The sequence below is a fragment of the Allobosea sp. RAF48 genome, from assembly GCF_052114025.1.
Taxonomy (GTDB): Bacteria; Pseudomonadota; Alphaproteobacteria; order Rhizobiales; family Beijerinckiaceae; genus Allobosea.
The window spans coordinates 131835-155317 of record NZ_JBFRDZ010000002.1; the positions used below are offsets into that span (position 1 = coordinate 131835).

General features: G+C 61.4%; 21 protein-coding genes. 7 read left to right on the top strand and 14 right to left on the bottom strand.

All coding sequences use genetic code 11. The features are described 5' to 3' along the window. Positions 1 to 244: 244 nt before the first annotated feature. Positions 245 to 2311 (bottom strand): sensor histidine kinase, encoded by a 2067-nt coding sequence (locus AB4Z10_RS04000; protein ID WP_441469087.1) that lies wholly within the window; start codon positions 2309 to 2311, stop codon positions 245 to 247. A gap of 98 nt (positions 2312 to 2409) precedes the next feature. On the opposite strand from AB4Z10_RS04000, the gene AB4Z10_RS04005 reads away from it, so the two are divergent. Together AB4Z10_RS04005 and AB4Z10_RS04010 are read left to right on the top strand one after the other, a co-directional pair. After that, on the top strand, positions 2410 to 3168 hold the full coding sequence (locus AB4Z10_RS04005; protein WP_441469088.1) for a response regulator transcription factor: 759 nt from the start codon (positions 2410 to 2412) through the stop codon (positions 3166 to 3168). An 85-nt stretch (positions 3169 to 3253) separates the two neighbouring features. After that, a complete protein-coding gene (locus AB4Z10_RS04010; protein WP_441469089.1) occupies positions 3254 to 3880 on the top strand; it encodes an alpha/beta hydrolase family protein in 627 nt (208 codons plus the stop codon). Between the two features lie 200 nt (positions 3881 to 4080). Here the strand turns inward: AB4Z10_RS04010 and AB4Z10_RS04015 are convergent, their stop codons facing one another. The 4 genes from AB4Z10_RS04015 to AB4Z10_RS04030 form a co-directional block, all read right to left on the bottom strand. Continuing rightward, the gene (locus tag AB4Z10_RS04015; protein WP_441469090.1) at positions 4081 to 4356 is read right to left on the bottom strand and encodes a hypothetical protein; all 276 of its coding nucleotides are present in this window, start codon (positions 4354 to 4356) and stop codon (positions 4081 to 4083) included. A gap of 285 nt (positions 4357 to 4641) precedes the next feature. Then, positions 4642 to 5457: a hypothetical protein gene (locus AB4Z10_RS04020; protein ID WP_441469091.1), complete on the bottom strand. Its 816-nt coding sequence runs from the start codon at positions 5455 to 5457 to the stop codon at positions 4642 to 4644. Next, positions 5454 to 5867 (bottom strand): DUF3617 domain-containing protein, encoded by a 414-nt coding sequence (locus tag AB4Z10_RS04025; RefSeq protein WP_441469092.1) that lies wholly within the window; start codon positions 5865 to 5867, stop codon positions 5454 to 5456. The genes AB4Z10_RS04020 and AB4Z10_RS04025 overlap by 4 nt, the downstream gene beginning before the upstream one ends. Positions 5868 to 5877: 10 nt before the next feature. Further along, positions 5878 to 6870: an OmpA family protein gene (locus tag AB4Z10_RS04030; RefSeq protein ID WP_441469093.1), complete on the bottom strand. Its 993-nt coding sequence runs from the start codon at positions 6868 to 6870 to the stop codon at positions 5878 to 5880. Positions 6871 to 7003: 133 nt separating this feature from the next. On the opposite strand from AB4Z10_RS04030, the gene AB4Z10_RS04035 reads away from it, so the two are divergent. From AB4Z10_RS04035 to AB4Z10_RS04050, 4 genes are all read left to right on the top strand, one after another. Then, positions 7004 to 8050 (top strand): helix-turn-helix transcriptional regulator, encoded by a 1047-nt coding sequence (locus tag AB4Z10_RS04035; RefSeq protein ID WP_441469094.1) that lies wholly within the window; start codon positions 7004 to 7006, stop codon positions 8048 to 8050. Between the two features lie 150 nt (positions 8051 to 8200). Next, the gene (locus tag AB4Z10_RS04040; RefSeq protein WP_441469095.1) at positions 8201 to 9253 is read left to right on the top strand and encodes a glycosyltransferase family 4 protein; all 1053 of its coding nucleotides are present in this window, start codon (positions 8201 to 8203) and stop codon (positions 9251 to 9253) included. Between the two features lie 36 nt (positions 9254 to 9289). Beyond that, complete coding sequence (locus tag AB4Z10_RS04045; RefSeq protein ID WP_441469096.1) at positions 9290 to 11560, top strand: amylo-alpha-1,6-glucosidase; 2271 nt, start codon at positions 9290 to 9292, stop codon at positions 11558 to 11560. Positions 11561 to 11700: 140 nt separating this feature from the next. Then, on the top strand, positions 11701 to 12657 hold the full coding sequence (locus tag AB4Z10_RS04050; RefSeq protein ID WP_441469097.1) for a glycosyltransferase family 2 protein: 957 nt from the start codon (positions 11701 to 11703) through the stop codon (positions 12655 to 12657). Positions 12658 to 13127: 470 nt separating this feature from the next. Here the strand turns inward: AB4Z10_RS04050 and AB4Z10_RS04055 are convergent, their stop codons facing one another. Beyond that, positions 13128 to 15011, bottom strand: a complete 1884-nt coding sequence (locus AB4Z10_RS04055) for a methyl-accepting chemotaxis protein (RefSeq protein ID WP_441469098.1) — start codon at positions 15009 to 15011, stop codon at positions 13128 to 13130. 496 nt (positions 15012 to 15507) lie between these two features. Beyond that, positions 15508 to 16599: a hydroxyacid dehydrogenase gene (locus tag AB4Z10_RS04060; protein ID WP_441469099.1), complete on the bottom strand. Its 1092-nt coding sequence runs from the start codon at positions 16597 to 16599 to the stop codon at positions 15508 to 15510. 188 nt (positions 16600 to 16787) lie between these two features. Here AB4Z10_RS04060 and hutC point away from each other — a divergent pair, with 188 nt between their 5' ends. After that, on the top strand, positions 16788 to 17528 hold the full coding sequence (hutC, locus tag AB4Z10_RS04065) for a histidine utilization repressor (RefSeq protein WP_441469502.1): 741 nt from the start codon (positions 16788 to 16790) through the stop codon (positions 17526 to 17528). A gap of 9 nt (positions 17529 to 17537) precedes the next feature. Here hutC and AB4Z10_RS04070 read toward each other — a convergent pair whose 3' ends face one another. Genes AB4Z10_RS04070 through AB4Z10_RS04100 form a run of 7 tightly spaced genes read right to left on the bottom strand, consistent with a single transcriptional unit; the run spans position 17538 to position 23407 of the window. Further along, the gene (locus AB4Z10_RS04070) at positions 17538 to 18212 is read right to left on the bottom strand and encodes an RraA family protein (RefSeq protein WP_441469100.1); all 675 of its coding nucleotides are present in this window, start codon (positions 18210 to 18212) and stop codon (positions 17538 to 17540) included. Positions 18213 to 18248: 36 nt separating this feature from the next. After that, the gene (locus AB4Z10_RS04075; protein WP_441469101.1) at positions 18249 to 19028 is read right to left on the bottom strand and encodes an amino acid ABC transporter ATP-binding protein; all 780 of its coding nucleotides are present in this window, start codon (positions 19026 to 19028) and stop codon (positions 18249 to 18251) included. Further along, positions 19028 to 19693, bottom strand: coding sequence for an amino acid ABC transporter permease (locus tag AB4Z10_RS04080; protein ID WP_441469102.1), 666 nt, complete (start codon positions 19691 to 19693; stop codon positions 19028 to 19030). Before AB4Z10_RS04080 ends, AB4Z10_RS04075 begins: the two co-directional genes overlap by 1 nt. 2 nt (positions 19694 to 19695) lie before the next feature. Next, the gene (locus AB4Z10_RS04085) at positions 19696 to 20346 is read right to left on the bottom strand and encodes an amino acid ABC transporter permease (protein WP_441469103.1); all 651 of its coding nucleotides are present in this window, start codon (positions 20344 to 20346) and stop codon (positions 19696 to 19698) included. A gap of 27 nt (positions 20347 to 20373) precedes the next feature. Continuing rightward, positions 20374 to 21216 carry a transporter substrate-binding domain-containing protein gene (locus AB4Z10_RS04090; RefSeq protein WP_441469104.1) on the bottom strand — a complete coding sequence of 281 codons (843 nt, stop codon included), beginning with the start codon at positions 21214 to 21216 and terminating at the stop codon, positions 20374 to 20376. A 41-nt stretch (positions 21217 to 21257) separates the two neighbouring features. Then, complete coding sequence (locus tag AB4Z10_RS04095; RefSeq protein WP_441469105.1) at positions 21258 to 22169, bottom strand: HpcH/HpaI aldolase/citrate lyase family protein; 912 nt, start codon at positions 22167 to 22169, stop codon at positions 21258 to 21260. Between the two features lie 2 nt (positions 22170 to 22171). After that, positions 22172 to 23407 (bottom strand): CaiB/BaiF CoA transferase family protein, encoded by a 1236-nt coding sequence (locus AB4Z10_RS04100; RefSeq protein ID WP_441469106.1) that lies wholly within the window; start codon positions 23405 to 23407, stop codon positions 22172 to 22174. Positions 23408 to 23483 lie beyond the last annotated feature (76 nt).

Here is a 23483-nt window from a genome sequence, read left to right on the forward strand (position 1 = left end):
CCCAGTTGCCGCGGCGAATCGCGCACGCCAGCAAAGGCTTACGGGTCGCACTGTTTCCGGGATAGAAACGAATAGGAACGCCCTGGAGCGATTTGGAACGGTTTGAAACGAAAACCGTCGCCAAATCATCACGCGCGCAGAAATACGATCGGTTTGCGCTCGTCCGCCTATGGTCGCCGCGAAACAATCACTTTTGTTAGACCGCCGTATGGGCTCGGCCTCGCCAATACTTACCTAAGGTAATCTATTGAGCGAGCGGAACGATCAGCCGCACCGTTGTTCCACTCCCCTCGGTACTTTCGATCGCCACGCGACCATTATGCGCCGCGACTATGCGTTGAACCAGGGAGAGGCCGAGCCCGGAACCGTCGATGCTGCTGGCATTCGAGCCGCGGACTGCTCGTTCCATGATGCGATCGATGTCGTTGACGGGGATTCCAATTCCACCGTCGGTGACAGCAATCTCGCCTTCATCGCCCGCTGCGCGGCAGCCCAGGATCACGCGCGGCCGATCTCCCGAGTTCGAGAATTTGACGGCGTTTTCCAGCAGGTTGATGATCGCGATCCCAAGCATCGGCATGTCCGCCATCAGATATGCTCTTTCCGCTTGCGGATCGATTTCAGTGATGATGTCGGCGGGAAAAAGATCCTGTGCCCGGAAGGCGGCGGATGAAACGACGTCGCACAAGAGAGTACACGCAAACTGAGGTGCGAAGCTGGGGCCCTGAAGGCGGCTGCGGCTCAGATTGAGCTCCAAGGTTTCGACCAGCCTGATAATACCGCGCCGAACGCGATCGAGCCTTTGGCGGTTGTCGATGTCGTCCTGCGGCAGGCTAAGACCGATGCTATCGACGTTGGACCGAATTGCCGCCAGCGGCGTGCGGTATTGATGTGAGATCACCTCCAGAAACTGCACTTGCTGGGCTTGCGATTCCAATTCGGTCTTGAGTGCATCCTCGGCGACTCGCTTTGCATCAGCGAGTTCGACCGTCCGCTCCCTCACCATGGCATTGGCGCGCTGTTCTGCAGCCTGCGCGGCGACGAGGGCTTCTTTGCTCATCGAGCGATTCATCGCCTCTGCGGCACGCAGGCGGACTGCCAGCGAGGCTGTCAGCAGAAGCGTTTGGATGAGGCAACTGACCGTGTAGCTGTGGGCTAGCCAGTTGGGCAGCAACCAATAGCCCGCGCGCTGCGTGACCGTCGCTACCAATCCGATCCAAACGATCAAGTAGGCGACGGCGCGCAGCACGGTCCCGGCATCGTCTCGGCGCATCTCCCTAAGGCCGAAGAGCATCGCCAGCGTGGCCAGGGCGAGAATAAAAAGACTGCCGTATGGAGCGAAACTCAGATTGGCATCGAAAGCGACGAAGATGATGCCGACGAAGCCGACGATAGAACCGCCAAGGAAGATGCGATGCAGCCAGGGGCTTCGCGCTCGCATTTCCAGGATGCTGCTTGCGGCCAATGGCGCAACCACGAGGCCGAGCCAAGCCGCACCTCCGGTGAAAAGATCGTTGCCGTTGCCACCGTCCGGGAAGAATAAAAGCCGCGAAAACCCGAGATTACCGACGTAAACCAACATCGCGGCAAAGGTGGAAAAGGCCAGCAGGAGATACGATGCCTTGCGCTCAAAATGATAAAACACCAATTGTATCAAGATCATCACCCCCATCCCTCCGAACCAGAGGGCCGCAGCAAAGCTGATGAGCGTGACGCGATACGTATGGCGAGCCGCGGAATAGAGCGCTGCCGAGATGTTGAGCGAGGAATTGACGCTCGCAATGCGCACGTAAACGATACCCTCTCGGTCTGCGCGCAGATTGAGGGGCACGACATTATCCAGCCCGGACACTTCGTCCGACGGGAACGGTCGGTGGTCGCCCATAGCGTAGTGCGTGAAATCGTCGACCTCGGGCTCGCCAGCGGCGTCCGCCACATGGACATCGATGAGGTCCACGAAATTCGGAGTTAGCGAAAGGAGCGCCTGTCCGCTCAGGGCATTCGGAATCCGGATGCGCAGCCAGGCCGCGTCGCGAACGTAGCCGAGGTTGACCCCGCTCCCTCGCACCGGCTTGAAGCGTTCGCCGGCGGCCAAAATATCCTTGAGCGCCATGTCTCGAGAGGGGTCGATGAGTACGGAGATGCGCCCGTCAAGCGGCAGCTCGTCCACGAGCCCGTTGGTCGCGAGCTCCTGCTCATGCGGACCGTTTTCGTGAGTCGATCCCGGCCGGGCCGAGTTGGCTAGCAGGGTGATTGAAGCAATCAGAAGAACGACAATCAGCCCCCACCAGCGGTTCGCAAATTTAGCCAAGTCGTTCCCTCGGACTTCATCCACCGGTTCCGGCGGTATAAACACATTGTCGATTCGAGCACCGCGTCGTGCTTACCCGAGTCGTGACAAAAGCTGCTATGCCGCGAGAGATCGATTTGCCGCCTGAGAAGCTGGATCCCCCGATCCACGTTCTCCTTGTCGAGGATGACAATGACCTGCGCGCCGGATTGGCGGACTACCTTCGACTGAGCGGATTGAAGGTCGCAGAAGCCTCTTCGGGAATTGCTTTCTACAAGGCACTCCGGGCGGATCGCTTCGATGTGGCGATTATCGATATCAATTTGCCCGATACGAGCGGCTTCGAGCTCGCCCGCGATGCGGCTGATGAAGCGAACATGGGTGTTGTCATTCTAACGGCGCGTGCGGGGCGCGATGACCGTGTCAGGGGGTACGGAGAAGGTGCCGACCTATATTTGACTAAGCCGGTTGACGGGGAAGAACTCGTGCTCGCCGTCCGCAACCTCGCCAGACGAGCACGAGCGATGGGGTCTCCGCGATCGTCTCTGGATCATCCAGCCTCATCTTTGCGCTCGGATTCGGCGTGGAGACTGGATGCAATGCGACAAGCGCTCTTGCACCCGAATGGCGCGCGACTGGCTCTCTCAGGACGCGAGATGATTCTCGTTGAGACGCTGGCACGCGCCGAAGGGGCTACGGTGTCGCGAAAGGAGCTTGCTCAGGGCCTGGGCTACGCCGAGGCGAATAGCGAAAGCCGTAGTCTGGACGCAGTGGTGCGGCGGCTTCGTCAAAAAGCCCAAGATGCAGGAGTCGAGCTTCCCCTCAAGGCGGTACATGCTGTTGGATTCCGGTTCGCCGCGCAGCTGACATTGATCTGAGTTCGGGATACGGGCGTTTCATGCGGCCGGCCCCGACCTCCGCCGGCGGTTGCGATAGCGATGGTCTTTCGAGAGGCGCTCTGCTGTGAACATTCTATACGACGGGCCGCAGCACGCAGGCGTGACGGTTTTGTTGGCTCACGGGGCCGGAGCTCCGATGGATTCTCCATCGATGGCGGCAGCCGCTGCCGCCTTGGCCAACCAAGATTTGCGCGTGGCACGCTTCGAGTTCGAATACATGGCTAGCCGCCGGATTGCATCGACGCGGAAGCCGCCGCCGCGCGCCGAGAAATTGATCCCGGAGTACCTCGCGGCCGTCGACGCCTTAAAGGCGGATGGGAAGCTGGTCATCGGGGGCAAATCGATGGGCGGCCGTGTTGCGAGCATGATCGCCGACGACCTCTATTCCGCCGGCACCATCAAGGGTCTGCTTTGCCTCGGGTATCCGTTCCATCCCCCGGGCAAGTCAGAGCAGCTCCGGACCAACCATCTCGCGGAACTCGCCACGCCGACCCTGATCGTGCAGGGGACACGCGATGTGTTTGGCGGCCGTGACGAGGTTGAAGGTTACTCGCTCTCGTCGCAGATCAGCCTGCTCTGGCTGGAGGATGGCGATCACGACCTGAAGCCACGCAAGGGCTCTGGCTTCTCGCAACTTGATCACTTCGCCACCATGGCCACCGCGGTCTCACGCTGGGCAATGGACCTCTGAGGTCTCTGCCGACTGAGGCAGCTCGACGTCGGATCCCTCAGACTGTCGCGGGTCCGCCTGTGCCGCCGCAACATGCCCCGATTTGGCCTCCTGCAGGGGCCTCTCGGATCGGCGGGCATGGCGCATCGCCACAGGAACAGAAGACACAGCCATCGGCTGTTGATCATGCCGCTCGCCCGTGCAATCCCGCTCTGAAGCGGCTAACGGACGACATCCTTGAGGGCGACGATTGCCTCGTTGACCTCATTGCCAATCTCATTCTTGATGCCGGTAAATGTGCCGACGACAGCTCCGAGGGCAGCGCCTGCGTATGAGCCGGCAGTGCCAGCCACATTGTCGCCAACGTCACGGCCCTTCAGAAAGCTGCTCTCGACAGAGTGGCCGAGCCTCGCCAGACCATCCACCACGCTGTACCCGCCGTTCACGTCTTCCAACGTCTCGTCGTTCAGCGGGACGTTATCTGGCTCCGCGCTCATCAACCTGCTCCTGCTCAAAGGGCAAAGCCCGTCGGTTCGGTGAGCAAGGTGTAGGCTGGCTGGCTTACAGAACGCTTACGCGCATGACGCGTGTTTTGGGCGGGAACCGGCATCGATCCGTCCAGCTAGGACTGTCCGACGCCGGGCGGCGAGCCAAAGTCCGAAACTCTTCACAAACTGGAAGCGGACATTCAACGCATCGGCATGCCAGCGTGGTCCTGCCGTTGAGGCGCCCCGTCCAAAATCGGGACGCCCCGCGTGCCGACGTTCAGGACGCCCCCATGGCTATCGCGTCAGCCAGGGCCACGACCTCTGACCTACCAGCTCGGGTGGCGCTCCGATGGTCTCGCCCGATGGCGCCACGGGATCGCCCGTGCAGGCGCGGCCGCTCCTGACGACCCAGTGACCCGCCTCCTGCTTCAGCCATAATTCGGTCTGGAGATCGTCGCCCTCGATACAGCCGACGCGCTTGCCATTCCGGTAGCGAGGCATCAGCACCGCCCAGGCGAAACCGGCCGCGACCTTCAACGTGACCACCTCGAAGACGATGTGCGGTGCGTCCTTGCCGAACAGGACGCGAGCAGCGTCGAGGATCGCCTTGCGCTCGGGCGAGCCCTGGGGTGGGGTTCTGACATCGCGGGCTGCGATCCGGGGCGGCTTGGGATAATCCTCGGCGCGGAGAACCTCGTCTATCTGCGCCTGGGACAAATCCCGCTCCGTCGCGCAGAGCGTCGAACCGACCGAGGTTTGGTTCAGCCAGCGGCGCTCATCCTCGCTCCAGTAGAACACGAGCTGCACGCCCGACCCGGCAAGGTTCTCTCCTGCGCAATTCGCCGTGTTCCAGCCGGACATGTCGCCGGAGGCAGCGAGAGGCTGGAAGCGGATGTAGGCCAGCCCGCCGACGGAACGGATCGGCGGGAAGAAGCGGCGCTGGAAATCGAGGATCCTGACGGGCCCGATGCCATCCTTCACCAGATTGGACTGCTGATAGCGCCAGATGTCGAGCAACTGCTCGGCGCTTGCCTCGCGATCCCTGGGAAATTCGAAGGCGTGGGCAGGGGCTGTGGCGAGCAGCCCGGCCACCAAACACCGTGCCGTCAAGGACATGCGCCGACCCGCTCGCCCCTGATCGACATGGCCAATGCCGGCGTCTCGGGACGGGTCACGGTGATCGTTCCCTCATAGGACGAGCCCCGATAGGTCGTCCGCGAGGTCGTGACGACCGCCCCGGCGCAAGTCGCTGTGAAATCGACCTGCATTCCCTCTGTGCGAACCTCCCCGATCGCGCAGCCCTGCCAGGCCGGGTCGACCTCCAGCACCTTGCGTATGGCGCTGGCGGAGCCGTTCATGGACTGCGCCTCCTGGGTTGTGACACAGCGCGGCCCCGTAACCCGCCCCTTCTTGCCGCCGATGAACGCGGTCGATTGCCATAGGCCGGGCTCGAAGCGCTCGCCGGCATAGGCACCTTGCACCAGAAGGAGAAGGGAGAAGGCCGCAAAGGCTCGTTTCACGACGAATCCCTCAGCGTTTCACGAGTTCGACGCGACGGTTCCTGGACCGGCCGGGCTCGTCATCATTGGAAGCGAGGGGCGCCGCCATGCCCGCGCCGAAGGGCAGCAAGCGCTCGGTGGCCACGCCATGGGTCCTCGTCAAAACATCGGCGACCGCCCTGGCGCGCCGCTCCGAAAGATTGCGATTGTAGTCAAACGCACCCCTGCCGTCGGTGTGGCCGGTGACGACCAGTCGCAGGGACGGCTGCGCTTGCAGGAGCTTCGCGATCTCGCGCAGCGTCGGCGTCGATTCCGGTTTCACCTCAGCCTTATCGAAGTCAAACTGAATGCCATAGAGCGCGACGCGCCCACCGCTCTCCAGCCCGGCCTGCATCTGCCCGGCATCGATGAAGGCAATCTGGTCGCCTTGCATCGGCTTGCTTTCCACGACACGCAACGCGATATGCGTGGCGCCCAGACCCTTGCCGACCAGAAGTGCGACATGCACGTCACCCGAGGCGCGGCTCAGCCTGGCAAGACGATATGTCAGCGCCTGGCCGTAGTTGCCGTTGCGACGGCTGTCGTCGAGATAACCGCCAAGCTGGTAGAAGCCGCTGTCGCCTGAGACGCATTCGCGATCGGCGCAGGACAACAAGGTCTCGAACCCTTTTGCCTTCAGACTCTCGGCAAAATTCGCGTCGATCTCCAATGCCGAGCGGTCGGCCGGTCCGCGATAGACGATACGGAAGCTCCTGCCTTCCTGGCGCGTGCGCAGATCCTCGGGCAACGCCGTCGACCAGTCGAAGCGCCGTGGTACGGGCTTCGCCAGGAGATCGACGCGGTCGAAATCCGAGCTTTGGTAGACGATGATCTCCGAGCCCTTGTAACGCCCGACAAGCGGATGGTCGGCGGAGCCCGGAGCGTCCTTGGCCATGGCGGAGGACAAAAGCGGGATTACGAGACAAAGCAGAACCCCGAATGCGAGATGTCTCGCCATGCGCGGTAGGGATGAGCCGTTTGGCATGGCAAGTCTCTGCAGGTGAAAATCGGGAGGAGCTCTGTGTCGGAGCTTTACTCCCGCCTTCCGCTACGGAACATTCCCTGGGCGGGGAGGATTTTGTCACCGCGCCCGCCAGCGGAGCCCACGACATTCGCCGATGCCGAGACTGAACAAGCGCAAATGGCATGAACTCGATCTTCTGTGCCGGAGCGGAGCAGGGATCGCGGCGATCGCGCCGATGGCATGCCGGCTTCTGCGCGAGTTCGTTGGTGCCGATGCCGGGGCACTGTTCTGGATGGATGAGACTGGTCTGCCGGAGGGCTTCTTCCACGAGGATTCGCCAGCGAGTGCGCGCGATCTCTTCGTCAACGAATTCGAACGTCTGTTTCTGGGGCCGGAGGAGCTGAACGTCGCGGCGCTCGCCCATATGAAGGGCTCGGATGCTGGGCATCTGCTGGCGCCGCCGGCCTCCTATTATCGATCGAACACCTTCAACCTGCTGGTGCGCGCCAGCGGCCATCGGCATGCGCTCGACCTGCGGATCGACCATCAGGGCCGCCCGCGCGTGATCGTCCTGCTGTTCCGGACCGGTGCATACCCGTTCGACGAGGAGAACCTCGCCACGCTGAGGCTTGCCTCAGCGCCGCTCCGGCGCGCGCTGTCGGGAAACGGACGCGCAGCGCAATGGGAGCCGACTCCCCTCAAGGGGCATGCGCTGGTCGACGCCTCGGGCCAGACCCTCCTGATGATGAGCGAGGCCGCACAGCAGATACTGCAGAAGACGAATTCGGTCGGGCAGGATATCCAGCTCGAGGGGCCGATCACCACGCCGCCGCGGTTCATGCGGCATCTGTGCTCCGACATAGCGGCAGGACGCGAGGCGCGCGGCTTCGTCGCGATCCCGGACGGCCGGCTGGTCATCACCCCCGAACAGCTTCACACGCCCGTCGGAGGCCGCAGCGCGATCCTGATGACCATGCAGATCGAGCGGCCGCGCAATTTGCGACTTGTCGAGCGCCTGCTGGACCTCGCGCTGTCGCCGAAGCAGCGCGGAATTATGCTGGAGGCGGCGCTCGGCCATGCCCGTTCCGAGGTCGCCGCGCGCACCGGCACGGGCACCGAGGCCATGAAGAAGCACCTCGGCGCGATCTACCAGGCGACCGGGGCTCATTCCTGGGACGCGATGGCACGTCTCCTGGATTGATAGCCCGGACGCTGACTGCCATGCCGGAGACGGTGCCGAGAGGCCGGACGGAAAGCCGCGCCGCCCGAATCTGATTCCGAACTTTCGCCCCGGACCGGCGTTGCTAGCTTGCCCATATTCGCGGGGGGGGCCGTCGCCGGGAGAATGCGTATGCGGATCGCGCAGGTTGCGCCGCTATCGGAGGCGGTTCCACCCCGATTGTACGGGGGCACGGAAAGGGTGGCCTCGTGGCTCACAGAGGAACTCGTCCGACAGGGACATGATGTCACCCTGTTTGCCTCAGCCGATTCCCAAACCTCCGCCGAGCTGGTTGCATGTTGTCCGAAGGGCTTGCGGCTGGCAGGCATTCGCGATCACACGGCCAGCCATCTCGCCATGCTCGCCAGGGTCCGTGAGCGGGAGGCGTCATTCGACGTCATCCACTTCCACCTCGATCTGCTTCAGCATGCGATGTTCTCGGACCTGGCTCACAAATGCGTGACGACGTTGCATGGCCGCCTCGATCTGCCCGATTTCCTGCCTGTCTATCAGGCCTTTCCGCGGATGCCGTTGATTTCGATTTCCCAGGGGCAGCGGAAGCCGATGCCCGCCGCGGTCAACTGGCTGGCAACGGTGCATCACGGCCTAGGGCCGGGTCTATGCCCGTTCGATGCGAGGGGAGGAGACTATCTCGCCTTTCTCGGGCGGATCACGCCTGAGAAGCGACCGGACCGAGCGATCGAGATCGCCAAACGTGCGGGGATGGCCCTCAAGATCGCGGCGAAGGTCGATTCGGTCGATGAGGACTATTTCCGGAAGCGGATCGAGCCACTGCTCGACGATCCGTCGATCGAGTTCCTCGGCGAGATCGACGAGGCGCAGAAGAGCGCATTGCTCGGCGGTGCCCGGGCGCTGCTATTTCCGATCGACTGGCCGGAGCCGTTCGGCCTGGTCATGATCGAAGCGATGTCGGCGGGAACGCCCGTCATCGCCTGGCGCAACGGCTCCGTGCCCGAAATCGTAGAGGAAGGCGTGTCGGGGTTCATCGTCGACACCATCGCCGACGCCGTTGCCGCCTGCCAACGCAGTATCACCCTGGATCGCCGTCGCGTACGGGCTCATTTCAACAGTCATTTTACTGCCGCTCGGATGGCCCGCGATTATCTCGCGGCATTCGATCGCTTGCTGACGTCCCCACGTAATTATCGCGGGGCCGCAGAATAGACGCAGAGACGTGAACCAATCGCCTGAACGAGCCCCATGACCTCCGACGACGGGGAGCTTCGGATGCATGAACAGAATACTGTCCCAAGGCAGCCCGAAATAGCGGCGCCGCATGAGGCCGACAGGCTTCTTGATGCGCATCCATCCCTCGTCGAGCGTCCGCTTCGCACCTTGAAATCCGGAGACGCCTTCGCGGTTCTGGATAGCTACGGCGACATCGGGATTACCCCGAACACGTCCGAGGGGCTGTTCTGCAACGACACCAGGCATCTTTCGCGGCTGCAACTGTTCTTCGAGGACAAGCGCCCCTTGATCCTTTGCTCCGTGATCCAGGACGACAATATCGCCCTGACGGTAGACCTCGCCAATCCGGAAGTTACGCGAAGGGACGGCTCAACCGTCATCCCGCGTGACGCGATCGCAATTGAACGGACGACATTCCTCTGGAACGCGGTGTGCTTTGAACGCGTCGGATTGCGCAACTTTGATCGGATTCCACATGAATTCTCGATGTCGTTGTCTTTCGAAGCCGATTTTCGCGACCTCTTCGAAGTCCGCGGGATGAAGCGCGCCCGTCGGGGCGAGACGGAGATCCAGATCGATTCAGGAGCCGCGCGCTTCGCTTATCGTGGTCTGGACGACAGGGTGAGACGAACGGTCCTGCGTTTCAAACCAGAACCGTACCATGTGACGAACGGGTTCGCCTCGTTCCGATTCCGCTTGGAGCCTGGCGAGCGAACCTCGCTCCTTGTCACCATCGCCTGTGATCTCATCGATGATCCGGAACGGCAGGTTCATCCCTTCAGCTGCGCCTCCGGCGTACCGCCCCAGGATTTCTCCAAGGCCTATCAGGATGCCCGCCGTGGCCTTCGCGCGCTCACGGCCAACATATCCAAGGTGGGATCGTCGAACGCCCCCTTTACGGATCTGATCAACCGATCGACCTCGGACCTGTACACGCTCATGACCCGCGGGATCGATGGGCTTTATCCCTATGCCGGCATTCCATGGTTCTCAACGATGTTCGGCCGCGATGGGATCATCACCGCCATGATGCTGTTGTGGGCCGATCCGACCGTAGCGCAGGGTGTCCTGCTGCAATTGGCGCGAGCACAAGCCGTGGTCAGCGACCCCACCGCCGATGCGCAGCCGGGCAAGATTCTGCACGAACGACGAAGCGGAGAGATGGCCAATCTCGGCGAGGTGCCGTTCAGGTTCTACTATGGCTCGGTAGACGCCACTCCGCTGTTCGTCATGCTTGCGGGCCAGTATTTCGATCGGACTGGTGACCTCGCCATGATCGAACGGCTCTGGGATAACATCGAGGCTGCGCTCCTGTGGTGCGAGACGTTTGGGGATCGCGATGGAGACGGATTCGTCGAGTATTTTCGCGAAACGGAAAGCGGGCTGACCAACCAAGGCTGGAAGGACAGTCACGATTCGATTTCCCATGCCGATGGATCCCTGGCGCGAGGCCCGATCGCTCTCGTCGAAGTGCAGGCCTATGTCTATGCTGCCAAACGGGCCGGAGCGACCATGGCTCGCGCCCTCGGGTTCTGGGATCGCGCCGACGAACTGGAGCAGCAAGCGTCAATTCTGCAGGAACGCTTCGATCGCGCCTTCTGGTGTGAAGAGATCGGCTCCTACGCGCTGGCTCTCGACGGCGACAAGCGCCCCTGTCGGGTTCGCTCTTCGAACGCCGGACATGCCCTGTTTGGGGGCATCGCCTTTCCCGAACGCGCCGCGCGAGTCGCTCGCACCCTGATGAGCGAAGGGAGTTTCAGTGGCTGGGGCATCCGGACACTGAATGTGGGGGAAACACGCTATAATCCGATGTCGTATCACAATGGCTCGGTTTGGCCGCACGACAACGCCTTGATCGCGATCGGCTTTGGCAGCTACGGCTTCAAGTTCGAGGCGGCACGATTATTCGAAGCCCTCGCCAATGTGGCGACGTATCAGGAACAACAGCGCTTGCCGGAGCTGTTCTGTGGCTTCCTTAGGAAGCCGCGACGCGGACCCACCGCCTATCCCGTGGCCTGCTCGCCTCAGGCCTGGGCCGCAGCGGCTCCCTTCGCCATGTTGGCGGCTTGCCTCGGACTGCAACTTCCGGCGGGGGCAAACGAGATCAAGCTGGTCGATCCTGTTCTGCCATCATTCCTGGATGACGTGATCATTCGCGGCCTGACGCTGGGTTCTTCGCAATTCGATCTGCGCGTGCATCGCCACCAAAGCGACGTCACGATCAACATCCTGAAGCGCTGGAACGACAGCAACGCACAGGTAACGATGATAAAGACTAAGTAATTACTTTTGATTCCGGTGCCTATACCTGCATATCCATCGCGCTCCTGACGGCAATTATAGCTTGGCTTATTGACTTTAATCTACAATAAACCTTGATATAATCCAATAGAGCGACAGATAAAAATGTCCGGGAGACTTGAATGGAAATCCCGAAATTTAGTGTGCTGATCGCAAACTATAATAATGCGCGCTTGATTCAACAAGCGCTCGATAGCATCAAAGCGCAAACGGTTCAAAATTATGAAGTTATCGTTGTCGATGATGGATCTACAGATGGCAGCCATTCTGTTATCGAATTGGCGAAATTGAGCTTCGGTGGAAAGCTGAGGCACTCATTTCAGGACAATCGCGGTGTCGCGAGCGCAAGGAACGCTGCCTTGAAGATGTGCTCTGGGGAATATATCACATTTTTAGATCCAGATGATTATTGGCATGATCGGCGACTTCAGATTCATGAGCATGTATTGGATCGAAACCCGAATATTGGATTTTGCTGCAGTGACTTTGAGTTGCTTTATGAAGATGGCCGTTCTGAGCGTCATTTCGACAAATGGTTGGTGTTTCCGGATTTCCCCTTCGAGCGGGAAATCCCGCGAGAGGACGCGCTGCGATGGCTTCTGCGTGTCAATTTTGTAGGAACAAATGGCGCGACAATTCGAAGAAGCTGCGTTGAAAACGTCGGTCTATTTAAAGAAAATTATAGGCAATCTGAAGATTATGATTATTGGCTTAGATGCGCAGCGAACTCGGAATTTTATGTAATCCCGCAAGTTCTTCATACATACAGAATTCACCGAGGCGGATTAACCAATAATTATCTTGAAAATTGCGAATATAGTCAACGTGCCGTCCAGGAATGCGCAAAAGCTTATAGCGAATTCATACGATATCACGGCCTGCAACACGCGGTTAAAAGATCGATCTCGCGGAGATGGTATGAGATCGGCAATTTGAATTTCGAAAATGGATACCTGGGAAAAGCCTATGGATCGTATTTTGCCGGGTTGCAATCGGATATGTCAGTTTCAAATATTCTAGATTTTCTATCGGTCACATGCCGTAAGACGATCAGGCTTGCTGCGTTTGATATTTGTTAAATGCGGCGTTTTGACTGTCGCCCCGAATGGGCCGGCGCATGCCCCTAGCTTGTTCCAACTGAGCGAGCGTCAGATGGCTTGGACATCGCCGTTCTTTCCCCTGGCACACGACGTGTCGATGGCCAGCGGGTTGTGAGCAAGATCTTGGCGATATCAATGTCGAGGGTCTCGATGGCCATCGCCGCTCGCCTCCGGTTGACAAGCCCTCAGCCTGCAAGGGGTAGAGAGAGCCGCCCCTACCATTAGCTGGCGCAAGGAGTTCTGTGGCCTGAAGAGTGGCCGGGTGAGCCGCATCCCCCAGCTCCGACGAGCCCTGCTGGCGTGATACCCATCGAACGATCTTGTGGGCCGCATCGCCACCGCGGTCAGCGCGTGCCCGGCTTGGCCGAAGCAAGCCGGGCAAATTGGAATGCAAGACAAAGAAGCTTAACTCGCCGAAGCCAGCCGCTCCCCTTCTGGCATGACGCCTGTCAGCCTGCCCGACGCATTGGCTCGCCGTTAAGCCGCGCTGCCATCTGACCGGCCATCCGACGCAATCCGACCGTCTTGTCTTCAGTTCGGAAGCTGGCGACGAGCTGGTTGAGCCGATCGATCTGATCACTGAGCGACGTTGCGCTCGCCGCACTTTCCTCTGCCAGGGCAGCATTTTGCTGCGTCATCTCGTCCATATGCGCGACGGTCTGGCTCATCTCGTCGATGCCATTCGCTTGTTCGTTCGACGCAGCCGATATGTCTGACACCGTTGCCGACACCTTGCGCGAGGCGTCCACGATGTGGCTGAGAACCTCACCGGCAGAGCGAACGAGCTCGACGCCCTGCTGGACCTCGCCAGCCGATTCCACGATCAATGCGGAAATGTCCTTCGCGGCTTCGCTGGACCTTTGTGCAAGCGTCCGAACCTCGGAAGCGACGACGGCAAACCCCTTGCCGGCATCGCCCGCACGCGCGGCTTCAACCGCGGCATTGAGCGCTAGAAGGTTCGTCTGGAAGGCAATCTCATCGATGACGGAAGTGATGTCTGAAATCTTGCGCGACGCCAATTCGATCCGGTTCATGGCGTCGACAGCATCATGGACAATGGCTCCGCCCCTTTCCGCTACTGTCATGGCCTCCTCGGCCATAGCAACTGCCTGACGCGAGGCGTGAGCCGAAGCTTTAACTGAAGCCGCGAGCTGCTCGGTAGTCGCGGCCGTCTCCTCAAGCGAGGAAGCCTGCTCTTCCGTTCTTTTCGACAGATCATCGGCGCCGATGTTGATCTCACGCGCCGCGGTGCCGACATCGACCGAAGTCGCTTGGATCGTTATGACCGTCTCCGCAAGACCGTCGATCGCGCGATTGAAATCGTTGCGCAGTTTTTCGTATTCGTCGGCGACCTCATCGGTGAGGCGACAGGTCAGGTCGCCTGCAGCCAAACGATCCAATCCTTCAGCCAACATCATGACGATCTGCTGCTGCTGCCGGGCGAACTCCATGCGCTCGGCCTCCGTGCGGTGACGTTCGGCCTCGTGCGCGTTGCGCTGCGCCTGCGCAGCTTGATCACGATCCAGCTTCTCCGATTCCATCCGGCGCATTTCGAGGCCGTTGCTTTTGAAGACCATGACTGCACGCGCCATGTCGCCGACCTCATCTTTGCGGTCGCCTCCCACGATTTCAGCCTCGAATTGCCCTTGCGCCAACTCGGCCATCGCAGCCTTCAGCCGCTGGAGAGGGCCGGTAATCGTTTTTGCAGCGAGGGCAACGGCGCCGAGAACGCCCAACAAGAGACCTGCGCCAGCTGTGATGAGCATGATCATCGTGGCCCGACTGCTTTCGGCAGCCAGTTCGGCCGAGCGACGATCGGTCTGTTGAAGCACACGCGTGTTGAGGTCTGAAATCGCGTTCACCAGATTCCGCAGTTTGCCGTCGAGCGTATCCATGACGGCAAGCGCCTTCTCGTTCTGGTCGCTTTCACCAAACGCAATAGCTTGTTTTACCGAGCCCTCCAGAGCGCGCGCATCGGCGGTGATACGTTCGATCGCGTCTTTTTCTGCGGGCAGAGCGATCTCTGCCTCTCTTAGAAAGGCGAGAACTTGCGAATATGAAGCGCTACCATCAGCCTTCGCAACTGCAATGCTCGGGGACCCCAGCGGATAGGCGATGATCTTGTAGGTCTGGGCGATCAGATTATTGGCGGCATGTGAGGCGCGCGCGGTTGCAAGGATGCCTTTGGGCCGCGTCTGCAGCATCTCTTCGTAATTTGCCTTGACGCTCATCAGCTGGACGCTGCCAAAGATTGAGACGCCGAGGCCAACGAGACTGGCGAACAAGACGGCCACCCCGATCTTGGTTCGGATTTTGATGTTACTGAATTTCATAGGGCGGCCCTGCAACGGGGAGAGGTGCAACGACAACCCGCATGCGCCCAGTATCACTAACGACACGCTAAAATTTTGATCGATTCTAAATTGCGTAGCCTTATGAAATCGCTGCGAAACTTGTAGTTGTGCAGCAGAGCAGATGCGATCATTTGGATCGACCTCGGACGAGCCCGAGTGAGCGGTCCAGGACCTGGTCCGGGCGGCGCGCCATTTCCGGCATCCTGCGCCTAGAGAAGGACGGATGACATGCTGCGGAGCCGATTTAGCCGGCCGCCGGGCTGTGACGCGGCGGATCTGATCATCTTCTGGGCGAAGGCCGGGGGAATGCCGGTTTGGGGCCGACGAGGCGGCCTGGTTCAACGAGCGACGGCATCTCGAGCGCCCCGGCAACATCGGGCTGGCCGAAGCCGAGGAACGCTACTGCCCGATGGCGGGCGAACCAGCGATGGCTGAATGGCTCAAACGAAATGGGCTCGGGAAATCCCGGGGCGATTCATCCGAGGAAACCGGGGCGGTTCAGAGCGTCGTTTGAGGCATCATCGCCCGGCGATCCGCCCGACAATCGCTGAAACCGATCGCGGAAGCGCGGCAGCGCCTCGGGGTTAACCAGACGGGGCGGAACCTTCCCTGTGAAGATATCGATCCATTGCTGCGCGGCCGCATGAGCCATGGTCCAATTCGATTCCTGCGTCATGGCGGCGATGTGCGGATTGGCGATCACGTTGTCGAACTGCATCAACGGGTGCGATGGCGGTGGAGGCTCATCGAGAAAAACATCGAGACCCGCCCCAGCAAGTTTGCCGGCTGAAAGCGCCCGCGCCAGGTCGTCTTCGCGATGGATGCCGCCGCGCGCCGTGTTGATGAAGAACGCGGTCGGTTTCATCATCTCGAATTCGCGCGTGCCGATACTTCCCAGCGTGGCTGACGTGCGCGGGCAGTGCACCGAGATGAAATCCGATTTGGCGAAGATCTGGTCGCGTGACGCCGGCACTGCACCGCGAGCGACGATCTCATTATCCGGCAAGTTCGGGTCGTAGGCGAGTACCTGCATATTGAAGCCGTAACGGCAGATGCTGGCGGTGATTCTGCCAATCTGGCCCAGCCCGACGATCCCGACGGTCTTGTTCTCTAGATTGTTCCCCAGCAAGCCGAAGCGGTCAGCATTTGGCCTGGACCGTACGAGCCGGTCACCGGCTGTGATCCGTTTCGACAGCGCCAGCATCAGGCCGAGGGCATGCTCTGCAACCGCACGCGCATTCGTGCCCGTTTGGTTGCAGACGAGGACGCCGGCCGCCGTGCAGGCTTCGACATCGATCACATCATAGCCCGCGCCTGTCGAGCTGACGGCCAGCAGGTTCGGGCATCGAGCCAGCAAGCTCGCATCGGCGAACCAAGGTTCTCGGAGTTCTACGCGTGAGGAGATCTGATACCCATGCGCGCTCGCCAAGGAGGCTCGGTTCAGCTCTTCTGCATCGTCATATCGCAAGCGTTCGAGTTCAACGGATGGATGTTGAGAGAACACGGCGTCTGCGGCTGAATCGTCTGTCCAGCGTTCGAAGAAAGCAAGTCTGGGAGTCTGGAGCATCAACGGTCGCTATGAGCTGGCAAGTTGTTGATAGAGTACAACGAAAATCTATCGTCGTGGGCATTTTATGTCTATACGAATATGGATACTTCGAGGAGCGGAGGTCGCTCGGGCGATACGTTTGAGGGAGACAGTGAGCTTTGAGCAGTCAGGCGGCGATCGGCGAAGATGCTCAGGCGCGTTCCCAGATCCGATCCGGGAGGGATATCGCCGAGGCGGCTGCGGAAGTGGGTACGCTCGGCCAGCGCATCCATGCCGATCTCGAGGCGAAAATCCTGTCCGGGGAATGGCCGCCCGGTCACAGGTTGCCCTACGAGCACGAGCTGATGGCCCAGTATGGGTGTGCCCGAATGACGGTGAACCGTGCCATGACGGCCCTTGCGAGCGCAGGGCTGATCGAACGTCGGCGCCGGGCCGGGTCCTTCGTAGCTAAGCCGCGGATGCACTCGGCGATCCTGCAAATTCCTGACCTTGCAGCCGAGATCCGTTCGCGCGGGGCGACCTACAGCTATGAATTGATCTCGCGCAAGCGGCGAAAGGCAGCGAAGCGCGACACGGATCGGACGACCTTTGCGCTCGGGACGCCGTTGATCGAACTGAGCTGTCGCCATCTCGCCGATGCAAATCCGCTTGTTTATGAGGAACGGCTGATCTCCGTGGAGATGGTGCCCGAGGCGGAGCATGTATCCTTCGAAACCGTTCCGCCTGGCTCGTGGATGCTCGAGCATGTGCCCTGGACAGAGGCAGAGCACCGAATCTCAGCGCTAAATGCCGATGAGAGCCAGGCAGAGGCGCTGTCGATCCAGCCTGGCGAGGCTTGTCTGTGCGTCGAGCGCCGGACCTGGCGCTCGGGAAAGGCCGTCACCTTCGTGCGGCAGATCTTCGTAGGCACTCGCTACGATCTTGTCGCGCGTTTCAGCCCACGCTGAGGCTCATCCCTAGGCCTCGTCGCAGCCCTGTCGCTTCAGGATCGCATCGACCCAACTCCGGTCGACCTCGCCCGACGCGATCTCGGCCAGGAGCTCCGCTTCCTTCTTGCGGATACCTGTGACCGTTGCGAAGACCTCGTCCAGGCTGTCATGGGGGACGGCAACGAGCCCGTCCTCGTCGCCCAGCATGAGATCGCCCGGGGCAACAACCATGCCGCCAATCGCGATCGGCACATTGATCTCGCCTGGCCCGTCCTTGTAGGGGCCACGATGGGTCACACCCGCCGCGTAGACCGGGAAGGGGCCGGCGCCGATGACGGCGCTATCACGGATGGCCCCGTTGATGACGATGCCGCCGAAGCCCCGTAGCCGCGCATATCCCAGCATGATCTCGCCGAACAGTGCGTTAGTCAGATCGCCGCCGGCATCGACGACGATGACGTCGCCGGGCTCGGCTATGTTCATCGCCTTGTGCAGCATCAGATTGTCGCCTGGACGCGCGAGCACTGTCACTGCAGGTCCGATCAATCGGCCGCCGGCATGGTAGGGCCGCAAGCTTGTGCCGCCATGGCGCATGCGCCCCATGGCATCGCTGGCATGGGCGACGGCGACGTCGCCAAAGCGCGCGAGATTGTCGGCGGACAGACGAGGGCCACGCGGGTGGACCCGGAAACCGATGGGCATGGTAAAGCCTTGCGAGAATGCGTTCGGGGGACGGGGCTAGAAGTCGTTGCGCTCGTGATAGGTCTGCAGGAACTGCTGGATACGCGGCTCGCTGGCTGCGTGAAGAATTTGTTGCGGCGTGCCGACCTGGACAATTCGGCCACCGTCTAGGAACGCGATCTTGTCAGCCACCTTTGCGGCGAAACCGATCTCGTGGGTGACCACGACCATGGTCATGCCTTCTTCCGCCAGGTCGCGCATGACCTGCAAAACTTCGCCGACGAGTTCGGGATCCAAGGCGGATGTCGGTTCGTCGAACAGCATGACCTGCGGATCCATCGCCAGCGCACGTGCGATCCCGACGCGCTGCTGCTGCCCCCCCGACAGGGCGGAGGGATAGTTCTGAGCCTTGGCTGCCAGGCCGACGCGCGCCAGCATGGCCTGCGCCTTCCCGGTTGCATCCGCCTGCGTGAGCCCGCGCACCCGCACGAGCGGCTCAGCGACGTTCTGCAAGGCGGTCATATGCGGCCAGAGATTGAACTGCTGGAAGACCATGCCGATCTGCTGGCGCATCGCTCGCAGGCGGCTTGCCTTCATCAGCTCCCGACGACCACCCGATTCGGTGAAGCCGATCGGCTGGCCGTCGATCTTGATCAGGCCCGCCGTATAGCTTTCGAGCATGTTGATGCAGCGCAGCAGCGTGCTCTTGCCCGAGCCGCTCGGACCGATCAGGCAGACCACCTCGGAGCGCTCGACGGTGAGATCGACAGCCTTCAGGACTTCGAGCGTCCCGAAGCTCTTCGATACACCCGACATTTCGATCATCGGTGTGCTCATCAAACTCTCGCCGCTCCAAGATGCCGTGTCACGCGCCGTTCAAGGAAGCGGCCGAGCGTGGAAAGGATTGCGATGATGGCCCAGTAGCAGAGCGCCAGGGCCAGTATCGCTTCAAAGGCGGCAAAGGTCTCGACCGCCATCTTTTGTATCTGAAAGGTAAGTTCGGCGACCGTGATGATCGAGAGGACCGCCGTTTCCTTGCAGATGATCAGAATCATGTTGACCAAAGGCGGCGTCGCCGAGACCAGCGCCTGCGGCAACACGATCCGCACCATGATCCAGGCCGGATGCATCCCGAGGCTGGCCGCCGCCTCGACATGACCGCGCGGGACGCCCGCCAAGGCGCCGCGGAATATCTCTGCGATATAGGCACTGCCATGGAGGCTTAACGCCAGGACACCGGCTGCCACGGGCTCGAGCACGAGGCCGATGGAGGGACCGCCGGCGTAGATCAGGAAGATTTGCACCAGCAGCGGCGTGCCGCGGAATATCTCGACATATCCCCGCAGCACGACCTGCAGAAGCCGCGATGGGATCTGCCGCAGGAGCGCCACCAACAGGCCGAGTACGCTCGCGCCGATCGAGCTCAGAATCCAGCACAGCAGGGTCAACTTGAGGCCGGTGACGAAATTGGGGCCGTAGGTCCGGAGCAGTTCGAGATCCATTCTCAGCCCCTGACGAAGCGCCGCTCGAGCAGATGGCCGGCAGACGAAATGGCAATGCTCAACACAAGATAGATTGCTCCGGCCGCGAGGTAGAACTCCATCGGCCTGAACGTACTGGCAGCGAAGGTCTGGCTCGTGCGCGTCAGTTCGGCCAGCCCCACGACGGAGATCAGCGAGGACGCCTTGAGCAGCAGGATCAGTTCATTGATCATGGCCGGCGTCGAGATCCGCAGCACCTGCGGCAACAGGATCGAACGCCAAAGATCGACGGGCGTGAAGCCCAAGGCGTGTGCCGCCTCGGATTGCCCGACCGGAATCGCATTGAGAGAGCCGCGCAGGATTTCGGCGATATAGGCGGCCCCGACAAGGCCCAGAGCGAGCACGGCCGAAGTCGTGCCCGACAAATTGATCCCCGCAAATGGCAGGAAATTGTAGAACAGCAGCAGTTGCACGAGGAGCGGCACACCCCGAAAGAAGCTCAGATAAAGCCGCGCAAACCCCGACAGCAGTCGCGAGCGTGAACTGTGCAGTAGATAGATCAGCAACCCGATGACGCTGCCGAGCGCCACCCCGAGCACGGAAATGGTCAGCGTGACGCCTGTCCCCTTGAGCAGGAAGGGGAACGCATCAATGACGGCTTGCACGCCGACCATGTCCGGTTACCTCGCTCGTGTCAGGCGTCAGAGAGCCGGCTCGGGCAACGTCGATGGAAGCTGCTCGGTGCGGCCGAACCACTTCATTTGAATGGCTGCCACGCGGCCGTCCGAGACCATCTTGGCGAGCGCCTTGTTCACGGCCTCGGTCAGGGAGGCGTCCTCGGGACCCTGGCGCATCACCCAGCAATAATAGGTCGGCGTGCCAAAACCGGGATTCACAACCTCGAGCGCGTCGGGACGCTTGGTAGCTGCATACGCAACGTTGGGGGTCGATGTCGCGGCGGCGGCGAGACGGCCCGATGCTACGTCCGCGAAGGCCTGAGTCGTGTCGCTGTATTCGCGGATATCGATCGGCGTCGGCAGCGTCTTGGAGAAGGCGTCGAGCTGCTTCATCGACGAGCTCGCCTTGATGGTGCCGACCGGCTTGCCGGCCAGATCCTCCGGCTTGGAGACAGCAGTGTTGCCCTTCTTCTTGATGAAGGCGTTGCCGGAATAGGCGAAGGGTGTCGAGAAGGCGTAGCGCTTGACCCGCTCCTTGGTGGCGTTGACCGGGGCGCCGACAAAGTCGAACCTCTTGGCTTCGAGACCCGGCAGGATGCTCGTCCAGGGCAGATCGACATACTCGACCTTGACGCCGATTTCCTTGCCGATCTCGTCGAGCAGGTCCTTGTTCACTCCGGTGTACTGGCCGTTCTCCATGAAGTCGAAGGGCGGAAACTGCATCTCGGTGACGACGACGAGTTTGCCCTCCGACTTGATGCGCTCAAGGGTGTCGGCCTGCGCGGCGGTCAGAGCCGCCGCCAGCATGGAGCCCGCCAGCAGCAAGCGGCCAAGGCCGCCGTTAATCCGTAGAAGTGATCCCGTCATGTCTGATCCCCTTTTTTGGTTTGTGATTGGTCTTGGTCGCGTCAGGCTCGATCGCCGGACGTGGAGGAGGCCGGTCTGCTCAAGGCTGCAGCCCGGTCGATGAGGCGTCTGGCCCGTTCGACAACGGGCCGGTCGATCATCGTTCCGTCGAGTGCCGCGGCTCCACCGCCAAGCGCGGTCTGAGCGTCGAAGGCCGCGACAACCCGCTTTGCTCGCTCGGTCTCTTGCTCCGTCGGAGAGAAGGCGGCGTTCAAGAGCGGGACCTGCGATGGGTGGATGCAAGGCGCCCCCTGATATCCAAACCGCCGCGAGCGCTCCAGCGTCAGACGCAGCGCGTCGAGGTCCCGATAATCCGCGAGCGTCCCGATGAAGCCGAGCGGTGCGATCCCCGCGGCTTTCGCAGCAAAGACGATCAGCTGCTTTGGGTGGAGCAGCGTCTCCGCTGTCGGCTCGATCCCGGCGGCGTTGGCGAAGTCCTCATCCCCGAGGCTGAGAGCCACAACGCGTGGATGGGCTCCTGCAATCTCCGCGGCCCTGAAAAGCGCCCCCGGGTCCTCGATCAGCGCAACGATGCCAATAGCGCCGGCGGCGAGGCCGCGCTCGGCTTCCAGCTCCGCGATGATCTCGGCTACCACCACGATATCGACTGCGCATGTCACCTTCGGCAGCACGATGGCCTTGACGCCGGCCATGATAGCAGCCTCGAGATCCCGGACCAGCAACCGCCAGTTACGGTTGACCCTGACAAGGATATCGGGACCGCCCTGCGCGGCGACTGCTGCAATGGCGCCGGCCAGCGCGCTGCGGGCGGCGGCTTTCTCGCCGAGGGGGATAGAGTCTTCCAGATCGAGAATCACCGCATCGGCGCCGCGTCCTCCGGCTCCGGCCACGAAACGCTGCGACGTCACGGGGACATAAAGCAGGGAGCGCCAGGCGGGAGAGACGGGGGCCATGTTCAGCTTGCCCGTGCCGCACCGGAGGCGATCATTGCGTCGATCGCAGCAGGCTCCAGGCCGATTTCCGTAAGCGCTTCCCATGTGTGTTCGCCGAGCTGGGGCGCCGGCATGCGCAGCGCCCCAGGCGTCCCCGAGAGGCGCGGCGCGATGTTGTGCATGGCGAGCGTGCCGAGTTCGGCATCGGGAACCTCGATCAATGTGCCACGCTGCTGAACATGGGGGTCGGCCAGAACCTGATCGACCTCGTAGACCGGCGCGACGGTGATCTCCTTCTCGCGGAAGAAGGAGAGCGCGTCATCGAGGCTCATCTTTCCGATGAAGTCGGCGATTGGCTCCTCGCAGGCATCGGCATTGGCGAGGCGCGATGAGTTCGTCGCAAACCGCGGATCGTCGATCATATCCTCGCGGCCGATGACCCGGAACAGGCGCTCGGCCATGCTCTTCATGGGCGCCGACAGCGACACCCAGCGGCCGTCGGCGGTGCGGAAGACGTTACGCGGCGCAGTGATTTCGGAGCGGCTGCCGTTGCGAGGCGGCACACGGCCGGTCTGGCGGTAGCTCTCGGCTTCCGGCCCGAGCAAAGTGATGACGGATTCGAGCAGGCTGAGATCGACGACCTGCCCTGGCGCACCCGCTTCCTGAGCCCGGACGGCGACCATCGTCGCGAAGGAACCATAGACGCCCGTGACGATGTCGGCGGTCGCCAGAGGCGGCAGGATCGGCGGCCGGTCGTCGAATCCGAGCCTGGCGGCAAGGCCCGACATACCCTCGACCAGGGTGCCGTAGCCGGGGTAGTCGCGATAGGGGCCATCCTGGCCGTAGCCCGAGACCCGAACGATAATCAGCGCCGGATTGATCGCCAGCAACTGCTCCGGCGAGAGATCCATCTTCTCAAGAGTGCCCGGACGGTAATTCTCGATGAAGACATGCGCGGTCTTGATCAGCGCCGTAAGCGCGTCGCGAGCTGCCGGCTGCCTGAGATTGAGCGCAAGGCTGCGCTTGTTTCGGGAATAAACCTTCCAGAACAACGGATGTCCGTTGACGAGCCAGTCGCGCAGGGCATCGCCGCCCTCGGTGCTTTCGACCTTGAGTACGTCGGCACCGAAATCCGCCAGCTGCAGACTTAGCACGTTTCCTGCAACCAAACGCGATAGATCGAGCACGCGCAGGCCAACCAGCGGGCCAGCCGCATCAGGTCGAAATTGGCGAGTCTGGATCATAGCGTCCCTTCGCATCTTCGACCTTCATATTGCAGATGCGAAAACATATGTCTATACGAAAGTGACGAATTAAGTTGGATCGCCTGTCATG

What these genes read in the sequence shown, in the direction of transcription:
- AB4Z10_RS04005 (WP_441469088.1), top strand. Translation starts at nt 2,410, where the DNA reads ATGCCGCGAGAGATCGATTTGCCGCCTGAGAAGCTGGATCCCCCGATC.
- AB4Z10_RS04015 (WP_441469090.1), bottom strand. Translation starts at nt 4,356, where the DNA reads ATGAGCGCGGAGCCAGATAACGTCCCGCTGAACGACGAGACGTTGGAA.
- AB4Z10_RS04030 (WP_441469093.1), bottom strand. Translation starts at nt 6,870, where the DNA reads ATGCCAAACGGCTCATCCCTACCGCGCATGGCGAGACATCTCGCATTC.
- AB4Z10_RS04035 (WP_441469094.1), top strand. Translation starts at nt 7,004, where the DNA reads ATGCCGAGACTGAACAAGCGCAAATGGCATGAACTCGATCTTCTGTGC.
- AB4Z10_RS04040 (WP_441469095.1), top strand. Translation starts at nt 8,201, where the DNA reads ATGCGGATCGCGCAGGTTGCGCCGCTATCGGAGGCGGTTCCACCCCGA.
- AB4Z10_RS04045 (WP_441469096.1), top strand. Translation starts at nt 9,290, where the DNA reads ATGACCTCCGACGACGGGGAGCTTCGGATGCATGAACAGAATACTGTC.
- AB4Z10_RS04050 (WP_441469097.1), top strand. Translation starts at nt 11,701, where the DNA reads ATGGAAATCCCGAAATTTAGTGTGCTGATCGCAAACTATAATAATGCG.
- AB4Z10_RS04055 (WP_441469098.1), bottom strand. Translation starts at nt 15,011, where the DNA reads ATGAAATTCAGTAACATCAAAATCCGAACCAAGATCGGGGTGGCCGTC.
- AB4Z10_RS04060 (WP_441469099.1), bottom strand. Translation starts at nt 16,599, where the DNA reads ATGCTCCAGACTCCCAGACTTGCTTTCTTCGAACGCTGGACAGACGAT.
- AB4Z10_RS04070 (WP_441469100.1), bottom strand. Translation starts at nt 18,212, where the DNA reads ATGCCCATCGGTTTCCGGGTCCACCCGCGTGGCCCTCGTCTGTCCGCC.
- AB4Z10_RS04075 (WP_441469101.1), bottom strand. Translation starts at nt 19,028, where the DNA reads ATGAGCACACCGATGATCGAAATGTCGGGTGTATCGAAGAGCTTCGGG.
- AB4Z10_RS04080 (WP_441469102.1), bottom strand. Translation starts at nt 19,693, where the DNA reads ATGGATCTCGAACTGCTCCGGACCTACGGCCCCAATTTCGTCACCGGC.
- AB4Z10_RS04085 (WP_441469103.1), bottom strand. Translation starts at nt 20,346, where the DNA reads ATGGTCGGCGTGCAAGCCGTCATTGATGCGTTCCCCTTCCTGCTCAAG.
- AB4Z10_RS04090 (WP_441469104.1), bottom strand. Translation starts at nt 21,216, where the DNA reads ATGACGGGATCACTTCTACGGATTAACGGCGGCCTTGGCCGCTTGCTG.
- AB4Z10_RS04095 (WP_441469105.1), bottom strand. Translation starts at nt 22,169, where the DNA reads ATGGCCCCCGTCTCTCCCGCCTGGCGCTCCCTGCTTTATGTCCCCGTG.
- AB4Z10_RS04100 (WP_441469106.1), bottom strand. Translation starts at nt 23,407, where the DNA reads ATGCGAAGGGACGCTATGATCCAGACTCGCCAATTTCGACCTGATGCG.